A 17,139-nucleotide genomic window follows, 5' to 3' on the forward strand; every position below is an offset into this window, starting at 1 on the left:
CAGTTAATGCTGTAACAGGGGGCATAATGTCGCGGCTTCTAGGCGGCAGTTTAAGATAATCTTAAGAAAAATTGGCGACAGTAAGGGTTCCGAACAACTCAAAACTGGAGCCACTGTGACAACGAACGGTTCTTTAAGCCCTGCGGATGTGGAGCGGCTGCTGACGGATCGCTCCGCGGCGGCGCGGGCGGAAACAGTTGGAAAAATTGCGGGCGGCATGAGCGGCTCCGGCTTCAGTTCTTCCGAACGACGGGAAGCCGAGGCCATCTTTCGTCTGCTGGTCAATGATGCGGAAGTTCTGGTCCGTCAGACATTGGCGGAGACGCTTAAATCCGTTCCCGATCTGCCGCGGGATATTGCCAAAACGCTGGCCAGTGACATCGCCGATGTGGCGACGCCGATGCTGAGTTATTCCGCATCGCTGACGGATGAGGATCTGTTCGAGATTATCAGTCAGAAATCCGACATGCATCAGATGGCCATTGCGAGCCGCAGCACGGTATCGGAGGCTGTTTCTGAAAAGCTGGCGGAAACCGGCTCGGAAGATGTCGTTGCGACACTGATGCAGAATGAAGGCGCGGCCATTTCCGAAGACACCTACGTCCGGGTGCTGGAGCAGTTTGGCGACAGCGAGAAGGTCAAGACGCCGATGGCCCATCGCAGCGCCCTGCCGATTACCGTGACCGAACGGCTGGTCACCATGGTGTCGGACAGGCTGCGCGACCATTTGGTCACGCATCATGAGATGTCACCCGGCCTGGCGACCGATATCATTCTGGAAAGCCGGGAAAAAGCCATGATCGGCTTTATCAAGGATGGCGCAAGCCATACGGAACTCGTCGATCTGATCGAGCAGCTTCATGCCAATGACCGCCTGACGCCGACTATTATCCTCCGGGCGCTCTGTGTCGGGGATGTGGATTTCTTCGAAACGGCAATGGCAAAATATACGAATATCCCAGTTTCCAACGTGCATATCCTGGTCAATGATGCCGCCGGAAACGGCCTTCGCCAACTATGTGAAAAATCAAATATTCCGGGCGGACTGCAGGAAATCATGCGGGTTGGGCTGGATGTCGCCAATGAGCTTGACTTCGACGGCACACCGGGAGATCGCGAACGCTATCGCAATCGGGTGATTGAGCGCGTCTTGACCCATTTCCAGGACGAATTCGACGGCGATAATGTCGATTATCTGATCGGCAAGCTTGGCAATAATAAACAGAACAGGGCGGCGTGATCCGCCCTGCCGGTTAATCCCTTTAACAAAAAGCCGCCGTCCCGATGGGCGGCGTTTTTTATGCCTGTTTCCGGCGGATGCCGATGACATTGCCGGCCTGCGGTGGATTGGGGACGCCCGCATAACGATCCTTTCGTTCCTGAAGCGCCTGTTGCAGGAACTCCGGCATGGCCTTGGCCTTGGGGCCCGCCCGGTCGAGATGCATGATCATCTGTTCCGACGTGGCGGCGAGGAAGCCTTTGTCGCGATGACGCATTTCAAGGAACAGATGCATGCGCTTTTCGTCGCAATCCAGCACACGTATATAGATGACAAGCGGATCGCCTTCCTTCACCTCCTGCAGGTAGCAAACATGGGTTTCCAAGACATAGATTGTGCAGTTGGCCGAATCCCGATAGGCATGGGTGAGCCCGATTTCATCCAGAAACACATCCAGCGACTGATCGAATATCAACACATAATAGGCCACATTCATATGCTTGTTGTTGTCAATCCATTCCGGCAGAACCGTCTGCTCATGCAACCGTGTGAGGGTGGAATTACTCATAATCGGGTTTCCCTATTCTTCTTCCTTTGATCTGATGTTTGGCTGTATGATAGGGGGAACAATTCACGCTGGCCAGAGCGGTTGACAGGGAAGGGCAGGCAAATGGCGGACAGACATCCCGAAATGGATCAGGTAATCGGCAAGCTCACCAAGCTTCTGGGAGAGCGCTGCTCCACCGCCCAGGCGGTGCGCGAACAGCATGGCAAGGATGAAAGCTGGCACATCACCGAAGCGCCGGACGTTGTCTGCTTCGCCAGAAGCACCGAAGAAGTCTCCGAGATTGTCAAAATCTGCGCGACGCATAAAGTGCCTGTCATTCCCTTCGGCGCGGGCACCTCGCTGGAGGGGCATGTCAATGCCGTTGCGGGCGGGGTTTCCATTGACCTGAACGAGATGAATGCGATCCTGCGGGTCAGCCCGGAAGATCTCGACTGTACGGTGCAGCCCGGCGTGCGGCGCAAGCAGCTCAATGAGTATTTACGCGATACCGGCCTGTTCTTCCCCATTGATCCGGGGGCCGATGCCTCCATCGGCGGAATGACGTCAACGCGCGCTTCCGGCACCAATGCGGTGCGTTATGGCACCATGCGGGAGAATATTCTCAGCCTCAAGGTGGTGCTGCCCGACGGGAGGGTCATCTCTACCGGGCACCGGGCGAAGAAAAGCGCGGCCGGATATGATCTGACCAAGCTGTATATCGGCTCGGAAGGGACGCTCGGCGTGATTACGGAAATTACCCTGCGCCTTTACGGCATTCCGGAGGCGACCTCGGCGGCGACGGTCTGCTTCGCCGATATCGAAGGGGCGGTGCAGACCGTCATCCAGACAATCCAGAGCGGCATCCCCGTGGCGCGGATCGAGCTTCTGGATGATGTACAGGTGGATGCGGTCAACCGCTATTCAAAACTCGATCTGCCGGTGCAGCCGACCCTGTTTCTGGAATTTCATGGCAGTGAGGCTTCGGTCCGGGAGCAGGCGGAGCAGGTGCGGGCCATCTCGGCCGAATTTGGCGCCGGCGATTTTCAATGGACGACACAGGCGGAGGAACGCACGAAGCTCTGGCAGGCACGCCATGATGCGGCTTATGCGGCCGTTGCGCTGCGCCCCGGCGGTCAGCTCTGGGCGACCGATGTCTGCGTGCCGATTTCCCGCTTGGCGGATTGTATCCGGGAAACCAAGAAGGACCTGGAAGGCAGCTTTCTGGTGGCCCCGCTGGTTGGCCATGTGGGGGATGGGAATTTCCACCTTGCCTTCGTGATCATGAAGGATGACCCGAAGGAAATGGCGGAGGCCGAGAGGATCAATGCCCGGCTGATCCAGCGCGCCCTTTCCATGGACGGCACCTGCACCGGCGAGCACGGGATCGGCCTTGGCAAGATGAAATATATGCATCTGGAACATGGCGAGGCCGTTGATGTGATGGCGACACTGAAACAGGCGCTGGACCCGGACAATATCATGAACCCCGGAAAGATCGTTCCGCTACGGGCGGCGGAATAGGGTGGTTTTTGCCCCCGTCTCTGAATTTTCTGAAGTTGATGTAAGGTTGGTATGACTGTATTTTCACGCGGCAAGGGGCTGTCGGTCATCGGCTTCGATGCGGATGACACCCTGTGGCAGAATGAGTATTTCTTTCGCCTGACCGAGGAGAGGTTCGCGGCGCTTCTCTCCGATTATGCGGACAGCGGGCATATCACGGAAAAGCTGCTGGCGGCGGAGCGGCGTAACCTGCAATATTACGGCTATGGCATTAAGGGCTTCACCCTGTCGATGATTGAAACGGCGGTCGAGGTGACGGAGGACCGGGTGCCTGCCGCCCTCCTGCATGATATCCTGCGCGCCGGGCGGGAAATGCTGCGCCATCCCATCGAAACACTGCCCCATGTGCGGGAAACATTGACCGAGCTGAGCGGCCGTTACCGGCTGGTGCTGATCAGCAAGGGGGATCTGTTCGATCAGGAACGCAAGCTGGCCCAGTCAGGGCTGGGGGAATTGTTCGATGATATCCAGATTGTCAGCGAAAAAACAACGGCCACCTATGCCCGTATTTTCAATCATGCAGGCCTCACGCCGGGGGCAAGCATGATGGTCGGAAATTCCCTTAAAAGCGATATCATCCCGGCGATAGAAGCAGGGAGCCATGGCGTCTATATCCCCCATGATCTGACCTGGGTGCATGAGCATGCGGAGGCGCCGGACGGCCATTCGCGGTTCCACACCCTTGCGCATCTGGGGGAACTGCCTGCGCTGATTGACCGTCTGGAGGGCATCATCAGGGGTCGCACTTCGCAAGTTTGATACGACCGGGCAGCTTTGTGCGCTCATCTCCGCAGGCGGCTTCCAGTTGACCCTGTTCCAGCCCCTTCACATTCGTGAAGTTGGCGCCGGAAAGATTGGCGCCCCAAAAGGTGGCGTTGGCGAGGTTGGCGGCGGAGAAATCCGCCTCCGCCAGATTGGCGCGATAGAAATTGGCATAGCGCAGATCGGTCTTGTCGAGGTGGGCGCCGGAAAGATCAGCCCGCGTGAAGTTGCTGTTTGAAAGATCAGCGTTCGACAATTTTGCCCCTATCAGCGTCGCCCGCTTGAAATTCACATCCGAAAGCTTTGCTCCTGTGAAATCGGCATTGGTCAATATCGCGCGCTTGAAATTGGCCTGGCGGATATCGGCATTCAGAAACTGGCCACCTTCGATTGTGGCATTGTCAAAATCAGTGTTACGTAAATCAGCCCCTTTCAGGGTTGCATTCGTCAGGACCGCCTTTTCCAGGTCCGCCTCCTGCAGGATAGCCTGATCAAGATTGGCGGAGATGAGGGTCGCCTTTTCAATATCGGAGCGGCGCAGGTCCGCCTTTTCAAGATTTGCGTTGCTGAGATTTATCTGTTTCAGAAAGGAATCACGCAAATTTGCTCCCTTGAGAGTGGCGTCGTTCAAATCCTGATATTGAAGTTTTGCCCCGCGCAGATCACAGCCGCTGCAACTATTCGTCGTTGTCAGCTTTTTCAAAGCCGCCCTGTCCAGCGCCTGTGCGCCAGCCGTGGTTAGTACAAGAAAAAAGGCGCCGACAATCAATTTTCTCATTGAAATCTCCCACAATCAGGATGGTTTTTTGTGCTGTTATTTGCTTTAGAATTAATCTTTATTGCCGCAAATTCAATTCATCATGATGTTTGACAGGATAAAGGCCGCCTGTCACTATTTAACAAAAGCAAGAATGATAACCTGCGTCGCCCCGGGCGGCCTTAGCATCACCAGAAGGATTTATTTTCAAGATGATAAAAGCCATCCTGTGGGATTTCGGGGGCGTTCTGACGTCGAGCCCGTTTGAGGCGTTTGCCCGGTATGAGTCGGAGCGGGGATTGCCGGAAAATTTTGTCCGTACAATCAATTCGACCAACCCCGATACCAACGCCTGGGCGCGCTTCGAGCGGAGCGAGGTGACGCTGGATGAATTTGACACACTGTTCGAGGCGGAAAGTGCCGCCCTTGGCCATCCGGTTTCGGGCAAGGATATTGTCCGTCTGCTGGGCGGCGATATCCGGCCGAATATGGTGAATGCCCTCAAGATTTGCCGTGAGAAATATATCTGCACCTGCCTCACCAATAATGTGGCGGCCGGGAAGGGACCGGGCATGACCCGCGATGCGGCTGCGCAAGCAGACGTGCAGAAGGTTATGGGTCTGTTCGGTGAGGTGATCGAATCCAGCAAGATTGGCCTCAGAAAGCCAGACCCGAGGATTTATGAATATGCCTGTGGGCAGATGGGCGTCAAGCCGGAAGAAGTTGTGTATCTTGATGATCTCGGCATCAATCTGAAGCCGGCCGCCGCAATGGGCATGACAACCATCAAAGTGGTGAGCGAGGCGCAGGCGCTGCGGGATCTGTCCGCCGCATCGGGCCTCAGCTTTTCCTGACCGGCCCTGCTGGTCCAGCTATCGCCAAAGCCTGCCGGAGATAGTCGGAGGCGCCTATTTTCACACCTCTATTTCTCGCTGGCCCGATAAACGCCGTCCCAGCCGTCGGACGGCGGGGTCTCCTGAAAGGCCCGGATGCGCATCCGGAACAGGGCGGCGTAACGGGAAAACCGGTCGTTCATTGCCTCGATCCCATCGAGCCGGGTCAGCGCCGCCTGCCAGTTGCGGGCGAGATACAGCTCAAGGAAGGCTTCCATTTCGGCTCTTGCTTCCCTGAAATCCTGTCGCGTGGCATATTCCTCATTGCCGAACAGGCCGTAGATGGTCACGGCCTCCTCCTTGCCTTTCACGGTGATCAGGTCAAGCTTGATGAGGGCATAACCCGGGATGGCCCTGGCCGTGCTCTCGCCGATGATGATGCTAACCCCGTATTCCTTGGTCTGCCCTTCGAGGCGGGACGCAAGGTTGACCGGGTCGCCTAGCACCGAATAGTCAAACCGCTGCTCGGACCCGAGATTGCCGACAATGCAGGCCCCGGTGTTGAGCCCGATCCCGACGCGCAACGCCTTGAAAGGCCGATCTTCCGCCTCCGCCTCTTCCTTCAGGCGCGCATTCAGGGCGACAAGGCGGAGAATCATCTGCAAGGCGGCATCCGCGGCGTCTTTCGGATGCCGGGCGTTTTCCAGCGGCGCATTCCAGAAGGCCATGATCGCATCGCCCATATATTTGTCGATGGTGCCATTATGTTTGAGGATTTCATCCGTCATCGGCGTCAGAAACCGGTTGATCAGATGGGTGAGGCCGCGCGGGTCATGACGATAGCCTTCGGATATCACCGTAAATTCGCGCACATCGCAGAACATGAAGGTCATTTCGCGCATTTCCCCGCCGAGGACCAGACTGTCCGGGGACGCGGAAAGCCTCTCGACAAGCTCCGGCGAGAGGTAATGGGCAAAGGCATTCCTGATCCGGGTTCGCTCCTGCTCCGTACCACGGTAATTTGAATAGACCATGGTAATATATACAAGGATTGAGATGAGCAGGGTGTAGCTGACATCAATCAAGGTTGATGTGTAGATGAACAGGAAAATGGAAGACCCGATGGCGGTGGCAGAGATAAAGATCAGCAGCCCAAGCGTGGTTCGCGCCCCGACGAGCGGCACCAGCAGGATCAGCAGCAATCCTGTGGCGAGCGTTCCGATCCATTCGAAAATGGCGATGAAGTCGGGGCGGAACAGGTAACTTTTACTCCAGATATTTTCCAGAAGCTGCACATGCATCTCGACCCCCGGCAAGTTGGAGGTCAGCGGCGATGCCCGCAAATCTTTCAGCCCCGTTGCCGATGTTCCGACCAGAACCAGCTTGCCGTCAATGCGCTGTTTATCAACGGCGCCGTTTATGACATCCACAGCGGAAATATAGAGCGACGGATCATATTCGGCATATTTGACGCGGATTCGCCCTCTTGCGTCGGTTGGGACTAAGGTATCGGCCACCTTGAAGCCGATAATGCCGTTTTCGCCGGACTGGATGATCACATTTCGCCCCGTGGCAACCCGCAGCATGTCAAGGGCCAGCGAGGGGATAATCTGGTCGCCGACCCGGTTGGCGAGTGGGATGCGGCGGACGATACCGTCAAAATCCTGTTCAAGACTAATCATCCCGCGCCCGGCGGCGGCTTCATCCAGCGTGGCAATATTGCCGACAAGCGCAGGGTAGCTTCGAAGATAGTTTCGCGGGTGCGGGCCAAGAATAGCGAAGGAGGGGATCCGGTTGAGCCCGAGATTGTTCGCCCCGACAATATCGGTAATGACGGATATGCCAAGCACGACACGGCTTTTTGCGATGGCGGTGGCAAAGGTGTCATCGAAAGAGGGCAGGGCCCCCAGCCTCTCCCGGATATCAGGGGGAAGATTGACAATATTCTTTGGCATCTGGTCGGGCGACAGACGGTCTGCTTCGGCAAACAGCATATCGAATCCGATAACCGCCGCCCCGTTTGCCGTCAAATTGTCAACGAGCTGGGCAAGGAAGGTCCGCGGCCAGGGCCATTGCCCCAGATTGAGCAGGCTTTTCTCATCAATATCCACCACCACAACCGGGCGCGACGCCTCTGCTTCACGGGGGTGGTAATGCTGATAGATGTCAAAAATCCGGTCCCGGAAGCTGGAAAGGACAATGGGATCGGAGATCTGTAGAAAGAGCGCCGTGGCCAGCAGAAGGGATGCCCATATCCGGCTGAGCCCGGCGGAAGGAGACCGGCCGAGCGGGCTTTTTATGCGTAAGGATTTGGCCACAGCCCCCCTCGTACTTCCTTATCCGGAATATAAATCAGTAAACGACCGTTTCCACAAATCTTTCCATTAACCATAGTTGCGAAAAAATTTATGAAATATGTTCGAAATGTGGCATACTCTTCCAATTGAGACCAGTGCGCTTTGTATTTTATGTCTTCGTTTATTCCTTTCGCCGACAGAAACCAAACGGCGACTTTTTTTGATGTGATTATTTTAAGGGTTGATAATTGCGCTTTTCGCATTGCAATGAATTTCTCCCGCCCAGAGGTTGTTTAATATGAAACAGGAAGGTTTATCTGACCTCGACAGCCGATCCCTTGCCGATTATCAGGCACCCGAGCAGGGATACCTGCGGCTGGGGGATGAAATAAAGCCGCTTGTTGCGGAGTTTTCCCGCGAGGGGGTTGATCTTCGCCTGACATCGGAAGATGGCGGTTACATTACGGTGCATGATTATTTTGCGTCCGGCCCGGGTGTGGACATTCTGACCGCGGGCGGTGCCCGAATCCCGTCGGATCTTGTCAGCAAGCTGTCCGGCCCCGGACCGGTGGCGCAATCGGCGGGTACTCAGTCGGATGCGGGCGGCCCGATCGGCGAGATCAGTCGGCTTGAAGGAACCGTTACCGTACGTCACGCCGATGGCACCCGTGTGGAGCTGGTTGAAGGGGCGGCGGTTTATCAGGGCGATGTCATCGAAACAGCAGGCGGATCGTCCTTTACAATTATTTTTGTCGACGATACCCAGTTTTCCATGAATGAGAATGGCCGGGCGGTCCTCGATGAGCTGGTTTATAACCCTTCCTCCGGCAGTGGAAAGTTTGGCCTCTCCCTTTTACAGGGGATTTTCTCGCTGGTCAGCGGCCAGATTGCCAAGGACGAGCCGGAAAATGTGGATGTCCGTACGCCGGTCGGCACCATCGGTATCCGCGGGACAAGCTGGTCCGGCCAGGTCAAGAGCATTGGCGAAGACTCTGTCTTCACCCTCTATACCGGCGCTATCGCCGTCAGTAACGAGGCCGGATCGCAGCTTCTCACCTTGCCGAACCAGACGGTGATCGTCACCAGCTATTCCTCCATACCCGGGCAGCCTTTTGTTTTAAGCGATCAGCAGGCAGTGGACCTCTATGGCGATGTGCTGCGGTTGATCAATCCGGAATGGTTCAGAAATGAGGAAGACTTTGATCCGGACCGGATAAACCCGGAAGGCGGGCGGCGGTCCCATAATGGCGGCGGCGCGGGGTTCAATCCTTTTGCGGATGGTCAGATTGATGGCGGGCTGACTGTCGGTGATCTTTTGAAATCGGCGGATTTGCTGGGAGAAACCGATCTGGGTTTTGAGCGATCTGAAAGCATGCAGGAAATCACCGGTCTTGGCCCTCAGACCAGCCTTTCGATTGTCTCCGTTACAGATCCGGAAACAGGGAATCTGCAAAGCTTCCAGATTGTTGTCAGCCTTAATGAGCCAACGAATGTTCCGGTGACGATAACCTATGATCTGCGCGGCGGATCGGCTTCGGGCGTGGGGGCAGGATTGCCGGGCGATCTTGATTATATCATCGAAGGGGGAAGCGACGGTATTATCGTCATTCCGGCCGGATCGACGCAGGCAACTTTCACCGTTTCGATCATAGATGATGATGTGATCGAGAATGTCGAGTTTTTCATCATCGCCCTGACGGGGGCGCAGAATGCCGACATCAATGTTGCCTCCAGTCAGGCTATGGTTGTGATCACGGATGATGATATCGGCGTTGTCAGCCTGTCGAATGTGACTGTCGGCGGGGTGCCGGTTGCAAGCGGGGAGGCCATCACGGTTGATGAAAGCGCCGGCGTCCTCTCATTTGAACTTATTCTCGACAAGGCGGTCGCTCCGGGTGTGACAGTGGCGGTCAATTATACCATCAGCGGATCGGCAACGGCGGGTGGCGACTATGTGACAGATGGCATACAGACCGTTCTGTTCGAAGGCGGAGAGAGCGGTCTTGCTCCCGGGGCAACGGCGGTTATCACCATTCCCATTGTGGACGATGACATTGCGGAAGGGACGGAAACCCTGACCCTGACGCTGGTCGGCGGATCGAGCAATGTCGTTATTGACGAGGGGGGAGAACCCCTGACAATCGTCATTGAGGATAACGATAGCACGCCCATTGAGCTTGGGGAGGCTATGCCGGCCGAGGTCACGGAATCGGCGACGGGCGACGTCATAGAAGGCGGATCAACTGGGATTGTCGGCGGGGATATTGCGGCGGTTACGTTCGATACGGTGCAGGCGGAGTTCAGTGAAACCGGGCTGACATCCGGCGGCGTCCCCGTTGTCCTGGATGGCCTCGGCACGAATGCCGTCACGGGTATGGCGAACGGAGCGCCGGTTTTTACCGTCACGCTCAATCTTGACGGCTCCTATGATTTTGCGCTGCTCGGGCCGATAGATCACCTCGATGCGGCGGGCGCAAATCTGCCGACGATTGCCTTTGATCTGGCATTTACAGCGACGGGTCCGGGCGGGGATTCCGTCTCTGGCTCGCTGCCTGTCACAATCGCGGACAGTGGCCCAATTGTCAGCGATGTGGCGGCGTCAATCCTCTATGAAGCGGCTCTGGCTGACGGCACGAATCCCTCTGCGGCCGGGACAGTTGTCAGCGGATCGGTGCCGGTTGACTTCGGCCTCGACGGGGCAGGCAGTGTGACGCTGGATATTGACAGCTTGCCGACAGTTACATCGGCGGGCGATCCGGTGACCTATACGATTTCAACGCTTGCCGATGGCGTGACACAGCGCGTCGAGGCCATGGCCGTCCCATCACAAGGCGGCGCGGCGCGGCCCGTCTTCTCGCTCGATTTCGGACCGGAGGCGAATGCAGACGGGTATCAGTATACCCTGACGCTGAAAGACGCGCTGGATCATCCGGCACCGGGGGCCGATAGTCTTGATCTTTCCTTCAATTATAATGTTGCCGATGAGGACGGGACCGTCGCCACCGGCTCCTTTACAACAACTGTTGTGGATGATGTTCCTGTTGCAGAGCCGGATGCGGTTGAATTGCCGGCCACTTCCCTGCCCGATCACAATCTGCTGTTCGTTCTGGATGTTTCCGGCTCGATGACGAATTTCGTGCCCGGCGCCGGGCAAACCCGCATTCAGATTTTGCGCACCGCCGTTGATAATATGCTCAGCGAATATGCACCCGTGGCGCGCGATGTGAATATCACCATCATCGCCTTTGCCGCCGGTGCCTCCGTGGTTTTTTCGGGAAGTTCGATTGACGATGCGCGGGCGTTTGTCATGAATGCCGATAATCTGGTGCCGGAAGGCGCGACAAATTATGCCGCGGCCCTTGCCGATACGGCGACAGGGGCGCAAGGCGTCCTTTCGTCACAAATTACCGATCCTGCATTTGAAGGATATAAATCGACCGTCTATTTCATTTCGGATGGCGAACCGAGCTTTGGCCAGGCCGTCCCGACAGAAGATGGCAACGCATGGCAGCAATTTGTTGACAGCAATGATATCGAGGTTCTTGCCATCGGCCTTGGCAATGATGTCAGCACCGATGAGCTTGCCAAGGTTGAAAATGCAGGGGATGAGCCCGTTGTGGCGGCCGATCCGGCGGATCTCGGGGCCGTACTGGAAGGGACGGTTCCTGTGGTGGAGACGGACAATGTGGTGAGCTCCGGTTCGGTGGATCGTCTCGGCGCCGATGATGGCCAGTTGACCGCACTTGTCTATAACGGTGAGGAATATGATATCCCGCAGAATGGCGATCCGCTTGTGATCGAGACATTGCTGGGCGGACAGCTTTCCATTGATGCAGAGGGGAATTATACCTATACCGCCCCCGCCGCCACGCAGCCCGGGGATATAGACAGTTTTGAGTATATTCTGACGGACGGCGATAATGATACAAGTGTTACGACGCTGACCTTTACGTTTGTCGAGAATGGGGTGGGCGATGTGGCGGCCTTTGCGGCGTTTGCCCCGCAATCAAACCTGTTCACCGGACCGGAGGGGGGGCAGACGCTATATGGCACGTCGGGGGATGATTTCCTCTCTGGCGGCGAGGGAAATGATATGCTGTACGGAAATGGCGGCAATGATATCCTGAACGGCGGGGAAGGGGCTGATATTTTCTTCTTCACCCCGGCTGATAATGGGCAGACGATCATTGCGGATTTTGATATTGCGGAGGACAGTATCAATCTGGATCAGATATTTGACAGCCTTGGCCTGCTGGCGGAAGAGCGCGGACGCGGCGATGCCTGGGAGCTGTCGGATACGGGCGGGAAGGCAACGCTGAGTTTTCTCATTGCAGATGGCCCCTCTATTGTCATCGACAATTATCAAAGCCCGGATGTGCGCGCGCTCAGTGATATCGCATCAAAAATAGTGGTGGATGAGTCCTAGCGACCGTCCCGTCGATGTCGGGCCTTGATCTCCCGGATCTTCCGCTCTTCCCAGTCATCTGCGTGGCGGTTTCTGCTAAAGAGACGCACGGCCTCCATCAGCAGGACAAATCCCATGGCCCCCGCAGGCCAGAGGAACCACCAGTAGTCAGTCGAACTGGCCAGGTTGATAATGAAAAGGAGCAGGATGATGGCGCCGAAAGTCCCCGCGCGACGATAAAATGCGGCCTGCCGTTTGACATAGGCGCGAATACGGGCGTCTTCTTCCGAAAGGCCGGTTGCCGGATCCGCAGGGCCTTCTGGCAATGGCATGTGGGCGTTATCCGGGGCGGGCATTTCCGTCAGGGACAGGGAATAGACCGCGACAGGGTCGCTGATATTTTTGACTTCTTTGTTGCCTAGGAAACTAAATTTCCTCGGCAGCCGGTTTTTAATCTGTTCAAAGACAGAGCCGGAAATGCAGATGCCCCCGGCAGGCGCCAGCGCTTCCAGTCGGGCCGCGACATTGACGCCATCGCCGAAAAGATCGTTTCCCTCCACAAGCACATCACCAAGATTGATGCCAATGCGATAGAGCATGCGCCTCTCCGGCGGAACAGACCGGCTTTCGCGGTTGATGAGATTCTGCACTTCAACCGCGCATTCAACAGCGCGAATAACGCTGGGAAATTCGCAGACCAGGCCATCGCCCGCCGTATTGACGAGACGCCCGCCATGCTCACCCACGTGATGCAGAAAATCGGCATGAGTTTTTTTTAGCCGGTCGAGGGTCGTCTCTTCATCGGCATTCATAAGCCGACTGTACCCTGCGACATCAGCGCAGAGGATGGTTGTCAGCTTTCTGTCTCTATCAGACGGCATTGGATTTTTTTCCGCCTGTTGATTGGGCGGCTCCTAGTGATCCGAGGCGGCGGCGAAGTTTTTCTCAAGCCCCGTTGAGAAATTCAGGCCATCAGGGGTCAGAATGATTTCCTCTTCAAAATTATCGCGGACCAATCCCTTGCGGGACAGCGCCGTCCAGACAGATTTGTTGGCGAGGCCGCTCGCGTCCCGGCTGGCCACGACATACTGTCCGACATGCATGTGATTGCCATGGGCATGGGGCAGGCGGGTGATTCTCACCTCCCCGCTGTCACCGACGGGGCTGCTGCTGTCCGGGTCGCGCGCCAGCAGTTGGAGGAGCATCAGGGTCTTGCTCTGAAGGGCNTTTAATTTAACCGGCTTTTTTTCCACGATCGTTCCTGTGTANCTGATNACTAAAGGCGGGCGANAAATTCCGACACGGCCCGGCCNATATCATCCGGGCTGTCTTCCTGAATNAAATGCAGGCCANTGACGGTGACTTCGCTCTGGTTGGGCCAGCCGCGGCAANANTCGCGCTGGGCCCCGATCAGGATGGAACCCGGATCGGCATTGATGAAGAGTTTNGGCAGGTCACTCTGGCTGAGCCAGGCGGCATATTCNTCAACGATGGCCACGACATCTTCGGGCTCGCCTTCGANGGGAATCTGGCGCGGCCAGGTCAGGGTCGGCCNNCGNTCCTCCCCGGCATTGCGGAAGGGGCGGATATANTCNCGCATCTCCTCNTCCTCCAGNTTGCGGAGGATGGAGCCCGGCAGTACCCGTTCGACAAAGATNTTTTTCTCCANNACAAGCTCTTCCCCNGCGGGGCTGCGAAANGCCTGAAAGATGTTGCGCGCCGCCTCCGGCCAGTCANTCCAGCTTGCGATNGGCCGCACGATGGCCTCCATATAGGCGATNCCCTTCATGGCGGCCTGATTGCGATAGGCCCAATCAAAGCCGAGGGCCGAGCCCCAGTCATGGACGATGAGCGTGACATTCTTGCNCACCTCAAGATAGGCCAGCAGATCATCCAGNAAGGCGCGATGTTCGCGAAAGCTGTATTTGTCGGGTCCGCTGTCATGCAGCTTTTCGGAATCGCCCATNCCGATCAAATCGGGGGCAATCAGGCGACCCTGCCCTTCCAGATGCGGCATGACATTGCGCCATAGATAGGAGGANGTGGGGTTGCCGTGCAGAAAGACAATCGGATCNCCNTCCCCCTCCTCNATATAGGACATTTTCAATCCCCGGATGGTGGCCGATTTTTTCTTGTATCTGGTTGCTGCCGTCACGTTNCGACTGTCTCCCTGATGGCTNTCGTTCAATACCCGGTAATGATTGTGTTCGCGCGGATNATANCGCGAGCGGGCANTGCNGCACAACAAAAGAGTCGGANGCGGCGAGGAGGGAGNGNCCGCCCGTCAGGGNCNNANGGCCGGTGGGGTNGCCCTTTTCTGATATCGTTTGACAACCTTCTTGACGTCATCAACGGTCAGGCCATCGCGTTTCAGAACGGCNAGCATGACCGGATCTGCAAACAGATCCTTCAGTGCAGGTTCGGGGTATTTCTGTATTTCAACTTCCATGATACCTCCTNANGCGACGCCTTTGCGTCACTNTCCNTATGTAGAAGAAGGTTGCGTCAATTCTGTGACGGTATTTTGATTTTAAACNGGACAGGTAAATAAAGGGCTAACATTTGGCAGGNGGATCTTCNCCGTCNTCATCGTCGCGAATCAGCTTTTTCTGCTCGACNTCCGNCTTNTTCCGNTCGCTTTCGGCGCGATCCAGTTTTTTCTGCTGNCCCGTNCGACCATAGCGGATGCGGTTGTTGCGCGCGTCCTCTTCANTTTTCTTGCGGTCGCGGTTTTTGCGAAANCGGTTCAGATTGACAACATCNCCCATGTAAAAGACCGCCCTGAATTTGATGTCCNNTTNNTNTTTATATAGGAACTGATTNTNTCAGACCCAAGGGNAGTTATGGCTGGACNCANGTATCAGATGTCGTTTTNCGGATCAGNTCGTCGAGAATATAAAGCCGCACGGCGCTGGAAAGNTTGCCTTCCCGCTCGCGGTCGATTTCCGAGACAAGCTCGTTAATGCTGAGATNGCGGGCCGCNGCNGCGTCCCGCAGCAGATCCCAGAATTGCCGTTCCAGCGAGATGCTGGTCCGGTGCCCGGCGATGCTGATGGAATGTTTGACGATNTGCGCCTTNGAGNCCTCCGGCGCATCGCGGGGGTCATCCATGGTTACTTCCGGGCGAAGAAATCATTGCCCTTGTCATCTGTAACGATAAAGGCGGGGAAATCNTCCACCTCNATCCGCCAGATGGCNTCCATGCCGAATTCNTCAAATGCCTGGACGTCCACCTTNTTGATGTTGTTCTGGGCAAGGATGGCGGCNGGNCCNCCGATGGAGCCNAGATAAAANCCGCCATGCTTGTGGCAGGCATCGACAACGACTTTGGAACGGTTNCCCTTCGCCAGCATGATCATGCTGCCNCCGGCGGCCATGAACTGATCNACATAGGCNTCCATGCGGCCGGCNGTNGTCGGNCCGAAAGAGCCGGAGGCNTAGCCTTCCGGTGTTTTGGCNGGNCCNGCGTANTAGATNATATGNTCCTTGAAATATTGCGGCAGATCNTCNCCATTTTCCAGCATCTCGCGCAGCNGTTTATGGGCGAGGTCGCGGGCGACGATGATCGTGCCGGTCAGGCTGAGACGGGTGCGGATCGGATACTGGCTGAGGGTCGCCAGAATTTCCTTCATCGGGCGGTTGAGATCGATCTTGACGACATTGCCGCCCAGATCCTTGTCCGTTACCTCCGGCAGATATTTCGCGGGGTTGGTTTCAAGCTGTTCCAGAAACACGCCGTCCTTGTTGATCTTGCCCTTGATCTGCCGGTCGGCGGAGCAGGACACTCCGATGCCGATGGGGACGCTGGCGCCATGACGCGGCAGGCGGATCACCCTGACGTCGTGGCAGAAATATTTGCCGCCGAACTGGGCGCCGATGCCGAGCCCTTGCGAAACTTTGAGGATTTCCGCCTCCATATCGAGATCGCGGAAGGCGCGGCCATGCTCATTACCGCTGGTCGGCAGGGTGTCGTAATATTTGGTCGAGGCCATCTTGACGGTCTTCATGGTCTCCTCGGCGGAGGTGCCGCCGATAACCACGGCAAGGTGATAGGGCGGGCAGGCTGCCGTGCCGAGGGAGAGCATCATTTCCTCAATCGCCGGGACAAGCCGTTCGGGCGTCATGACGCTGGGCACCGCCTGATTGAGGAAGGTCTTGTTGGCCGAGCCGCCGCCCTTGGCCACGAACATGAAGTTATATTCATCCCCGTTTACGGCATACAGGTCGATCTGGGCGGGCAGGTTGGTGCCGGTGTTCTTTTCTTCGAACATGCTGATGGGGGCGAGCTGGGAATAGCGGAGATTGGTTTCCGTATATGTTTCAAACACGCCACGGGAAAGCTGTTCCTTGTCCGTCCCGTCCGTCCAGACATATTGCCCTTTCTTGCCCATGATGATGGCGGTACCGGTATCCTGACAGCCGGGCAGGATCATGCCCGCGGCGATATTGGCGTTTTTCAGAAGCTCGGTCGCGACGAATTTATCATTCTCGGATGCTTCATCATCTTTCAGGATATTGGCGAGCTGCTGCAGATGCTGCGGGCGCAGGAGATGCGCCACATCATGCATGGCCTCTGCGGCCAGCAGGCTGAGCGCCTCCGGCTCGATTTTCAGGATTTCCTGGCCCTCGACCGTGATTGTCGAGACATGATCGGACGTCAGCTTGCGGTAGGGGGTGTCGTCTTTGCCAAGGGAATACATTTCCTGATAATGAAATTCGGGCATGGTAGGGGCTTTCAATGCAGATATTGAGGGGTGAT

14 protein-coding genes are annotated in these 17,139 nt (G+C 56.5%); 5 read left to right on the forward strand and 9 right to left on the reverse strand.

Features of this window, described 5'->3' with window-relative positions; translation table 11 throughout:
* Positions 1-115: 115 nt before the first annotated feature.
* A complete protein-coding gene (locus tag CMN55_RS00355) occupies positions 116-1,240 on the forward strand; it encodes a DUF2336 domain-containing protein (protein ID WP_293947518.1) in 1,125 nt (374 codons plus the stop codon).
* A gap of 58 nt (positions 1,241-1,298) precedes the next feature.
* Here the strand turns inward: CMN55_RS00355 and CMN55_RS00360 are convergent, their stop codons facing one another.
* On the reverse strand, positions 1,299-1,787 hold the full coding sequence (locus tag CMN55_RS00360) for a thioesterase family protein (protein WP_293947519.1): 489 nt from the start codon (positions 1,785-1,787) through the stop codon (positions 1,299-1,301).
* 102 nt (positions 1,788-1,889) lie between these two features.
* Between CMN55_RS00360 and CMN55_RS00365 the strand changes: the two genes are divergently transcribed.
* Positions 1,890-3,287 (forward strand): FAD-binding oxidoreductase, encoded by a 1,398-nt coding sequence (locus CMN55_RS00365; protein ID WP_293947520.1) that lies wholly within the window; start codon positions 1,890-1,892, stop codon positions 3,285-3,287.
* Positions 3,288-3,338: 51 nt separating this feature from the next.
* Entirely contained in the window at positions 3,339-4,085 is a 747-nt protein-coding gene (locus CMN55_RS00370) for an HAD family hydrolase (protein WP_293947521.1), read from the forward strand.
* Here the strand turns inward: CMN55_RS00370 and CMN55_RS00375 are convergent.
* Complete coding sequence (locus CMN55_RS00375; RefSeq protein WP_293947522.1) at positions 4,060-4,866, reverse strand: pentapeptide repeat-containing protein; 807 nt, start codon at positions 4,864-4,866, stop codon at positions 4,060-4,062. The genes CMN55_RS00370 and CMN55_RS00375 overlap by 26 nt on opposite strands.
* Positions 4,867-5,057: 191 nt before the next feature.
* Here CMN55_RS00375 and CMN55_RS00380 point away from each other — a divergent pair, with 191 nt between their 5' ends.
* Positions 5,058-5,699, forward strand: coding sequence for an HAD-IA family hydrolase (locus CMN55_RS00380; RefSeq protein ID WP_293947523.1), 642 nt, complete (start codon positions 5,058-5,060; stop codon positions 5,697-5,699).
* A gap of 68 nt (positions 5,700-5,767) precedes the next feature.
* On the opposite strand, the gene CMN55_RS00385 is transcribed toward CMN55_RS00380, so the two are convergent.
* Positions 5,768-7,996 carry a CHASE2 domain-containing protein gene (locus CMN55_RS00385; RefSeq protein WP_293947524.1) on the reverse strand — a complete coding sequence of 743 codons (2,229 nt, stop codon included), beginning with the start codon at positions 7,994-7,996 and terminating at the stop codon, positions 5,768-5,770.
* Between the two features lie 277 nt (positions 7,997-8,273).
* Between CMN55_RS00385 and CMN55_RS00390 the strand changes: the two genes are divergently transcribed.
* Positions 8,274-12,401, forward strand: a complete 4,128-nt coding sequence (locus CMN55_RS00390; protein WP_293947525.1) for a T1SS-143 repeat domain-containing protein — start codon at positions 8,274-8,276, stop codon at positions 12,399-12,401.
* On the opposite strand, the gene CMN55_RS00395 is transcribed toward CMN55_RS00390, so the two are convergent.
* From CMN55_RS00395 to CMN55_RS00415, 6 genes are all read right to left on the reverse strand, one after another.
* Positions 12,398-13,261 carry an adenylate/guanylate cyclase domain-containing protein gene (locus CMN55_RS00395; RefSeq protein WP_293947526.1) on the reverse strand — a complete coding sequence of 288 codons (864 nt, stop codon included), beginning with the start codon at positions 13,259-13,261 and terminating at the stop codon, positions 12,398-12,400. The two genes, CMN55_RS00390 and CMN55_RS00395, sit on opposite strands and share 4 nt — an antisense overlap.
* 33 nt (positions 13,262-13,294) lie before the next feature.
* On the reverse strand, positions 13,295-13,585 hold the full coding sequence (locus CMN55_RS00400) for an immunoglobulin domain-containing family protein (RefSeq protein ID WP_293947527.1): 291 nt from the start codon (positions 13,583-13,585) through the stop codon (positions 13,295-13,297).
* A 71-nt stretch (positions 13,586-13,656) separates the two neighbouring features.
* Positions 13,657-14,535: a haloalkane dehalogenase gene (locus tag CMN55_RS00405; RefSeq protein ID WP_293947528.1), complete on the reverse strand. Its 879-nt coding sequence runs from the start codon at positions 14,533-14,535 to the stop codon at positions 13,657-13,659.
* 400 nt (positions 14,536-14,935) lie between these two features.
* Complete coding sequence (locus CMN55_RS16910) at positions 14,936-15,148, reverse strand: DUF4169 family protein (RefSeq protein WP_366931920.1); 213 nt, start codon at positions 15,146-15,148, stop codon at positions 14,936-14,938.
* A 73-nt stretch (positions 15,149-15,221) separates the two neighbouring features.
* Entirely contained in the window at positions 15,222-15,491 is a 270-nt protein-coding gene (locus CMN55_RS00410; protein ID WP_293947529.1) for a ribbon-helix-helix domain-containing protein, read from the reverse strand.
* A 2-nt stretch (positions 15,492-15,493) separates the two neighbouring features.
* Positions 15,494-17,104, reverse strand: a complete 1,611-nt coding sequence (locus CMN55_RS00415; RefSeq protein ID WP_293947530.1) for a fumarate hydratase — start codon at positions 17,102-17,104, stop codon at positions 15,494-15,496.
* Positions 17,105-17,139 lie beyond the last annotated feature (35 nt).

The sequence above is a fragment of the Sneathiella sp. genome (assembly GCF_002694385.1).
Taxonomy (GTDB): Bacteria; Pseudomonadota; Alphaproteobacteria; order Sneathiellales; family Sneathiellaceae; genus Sneathiella.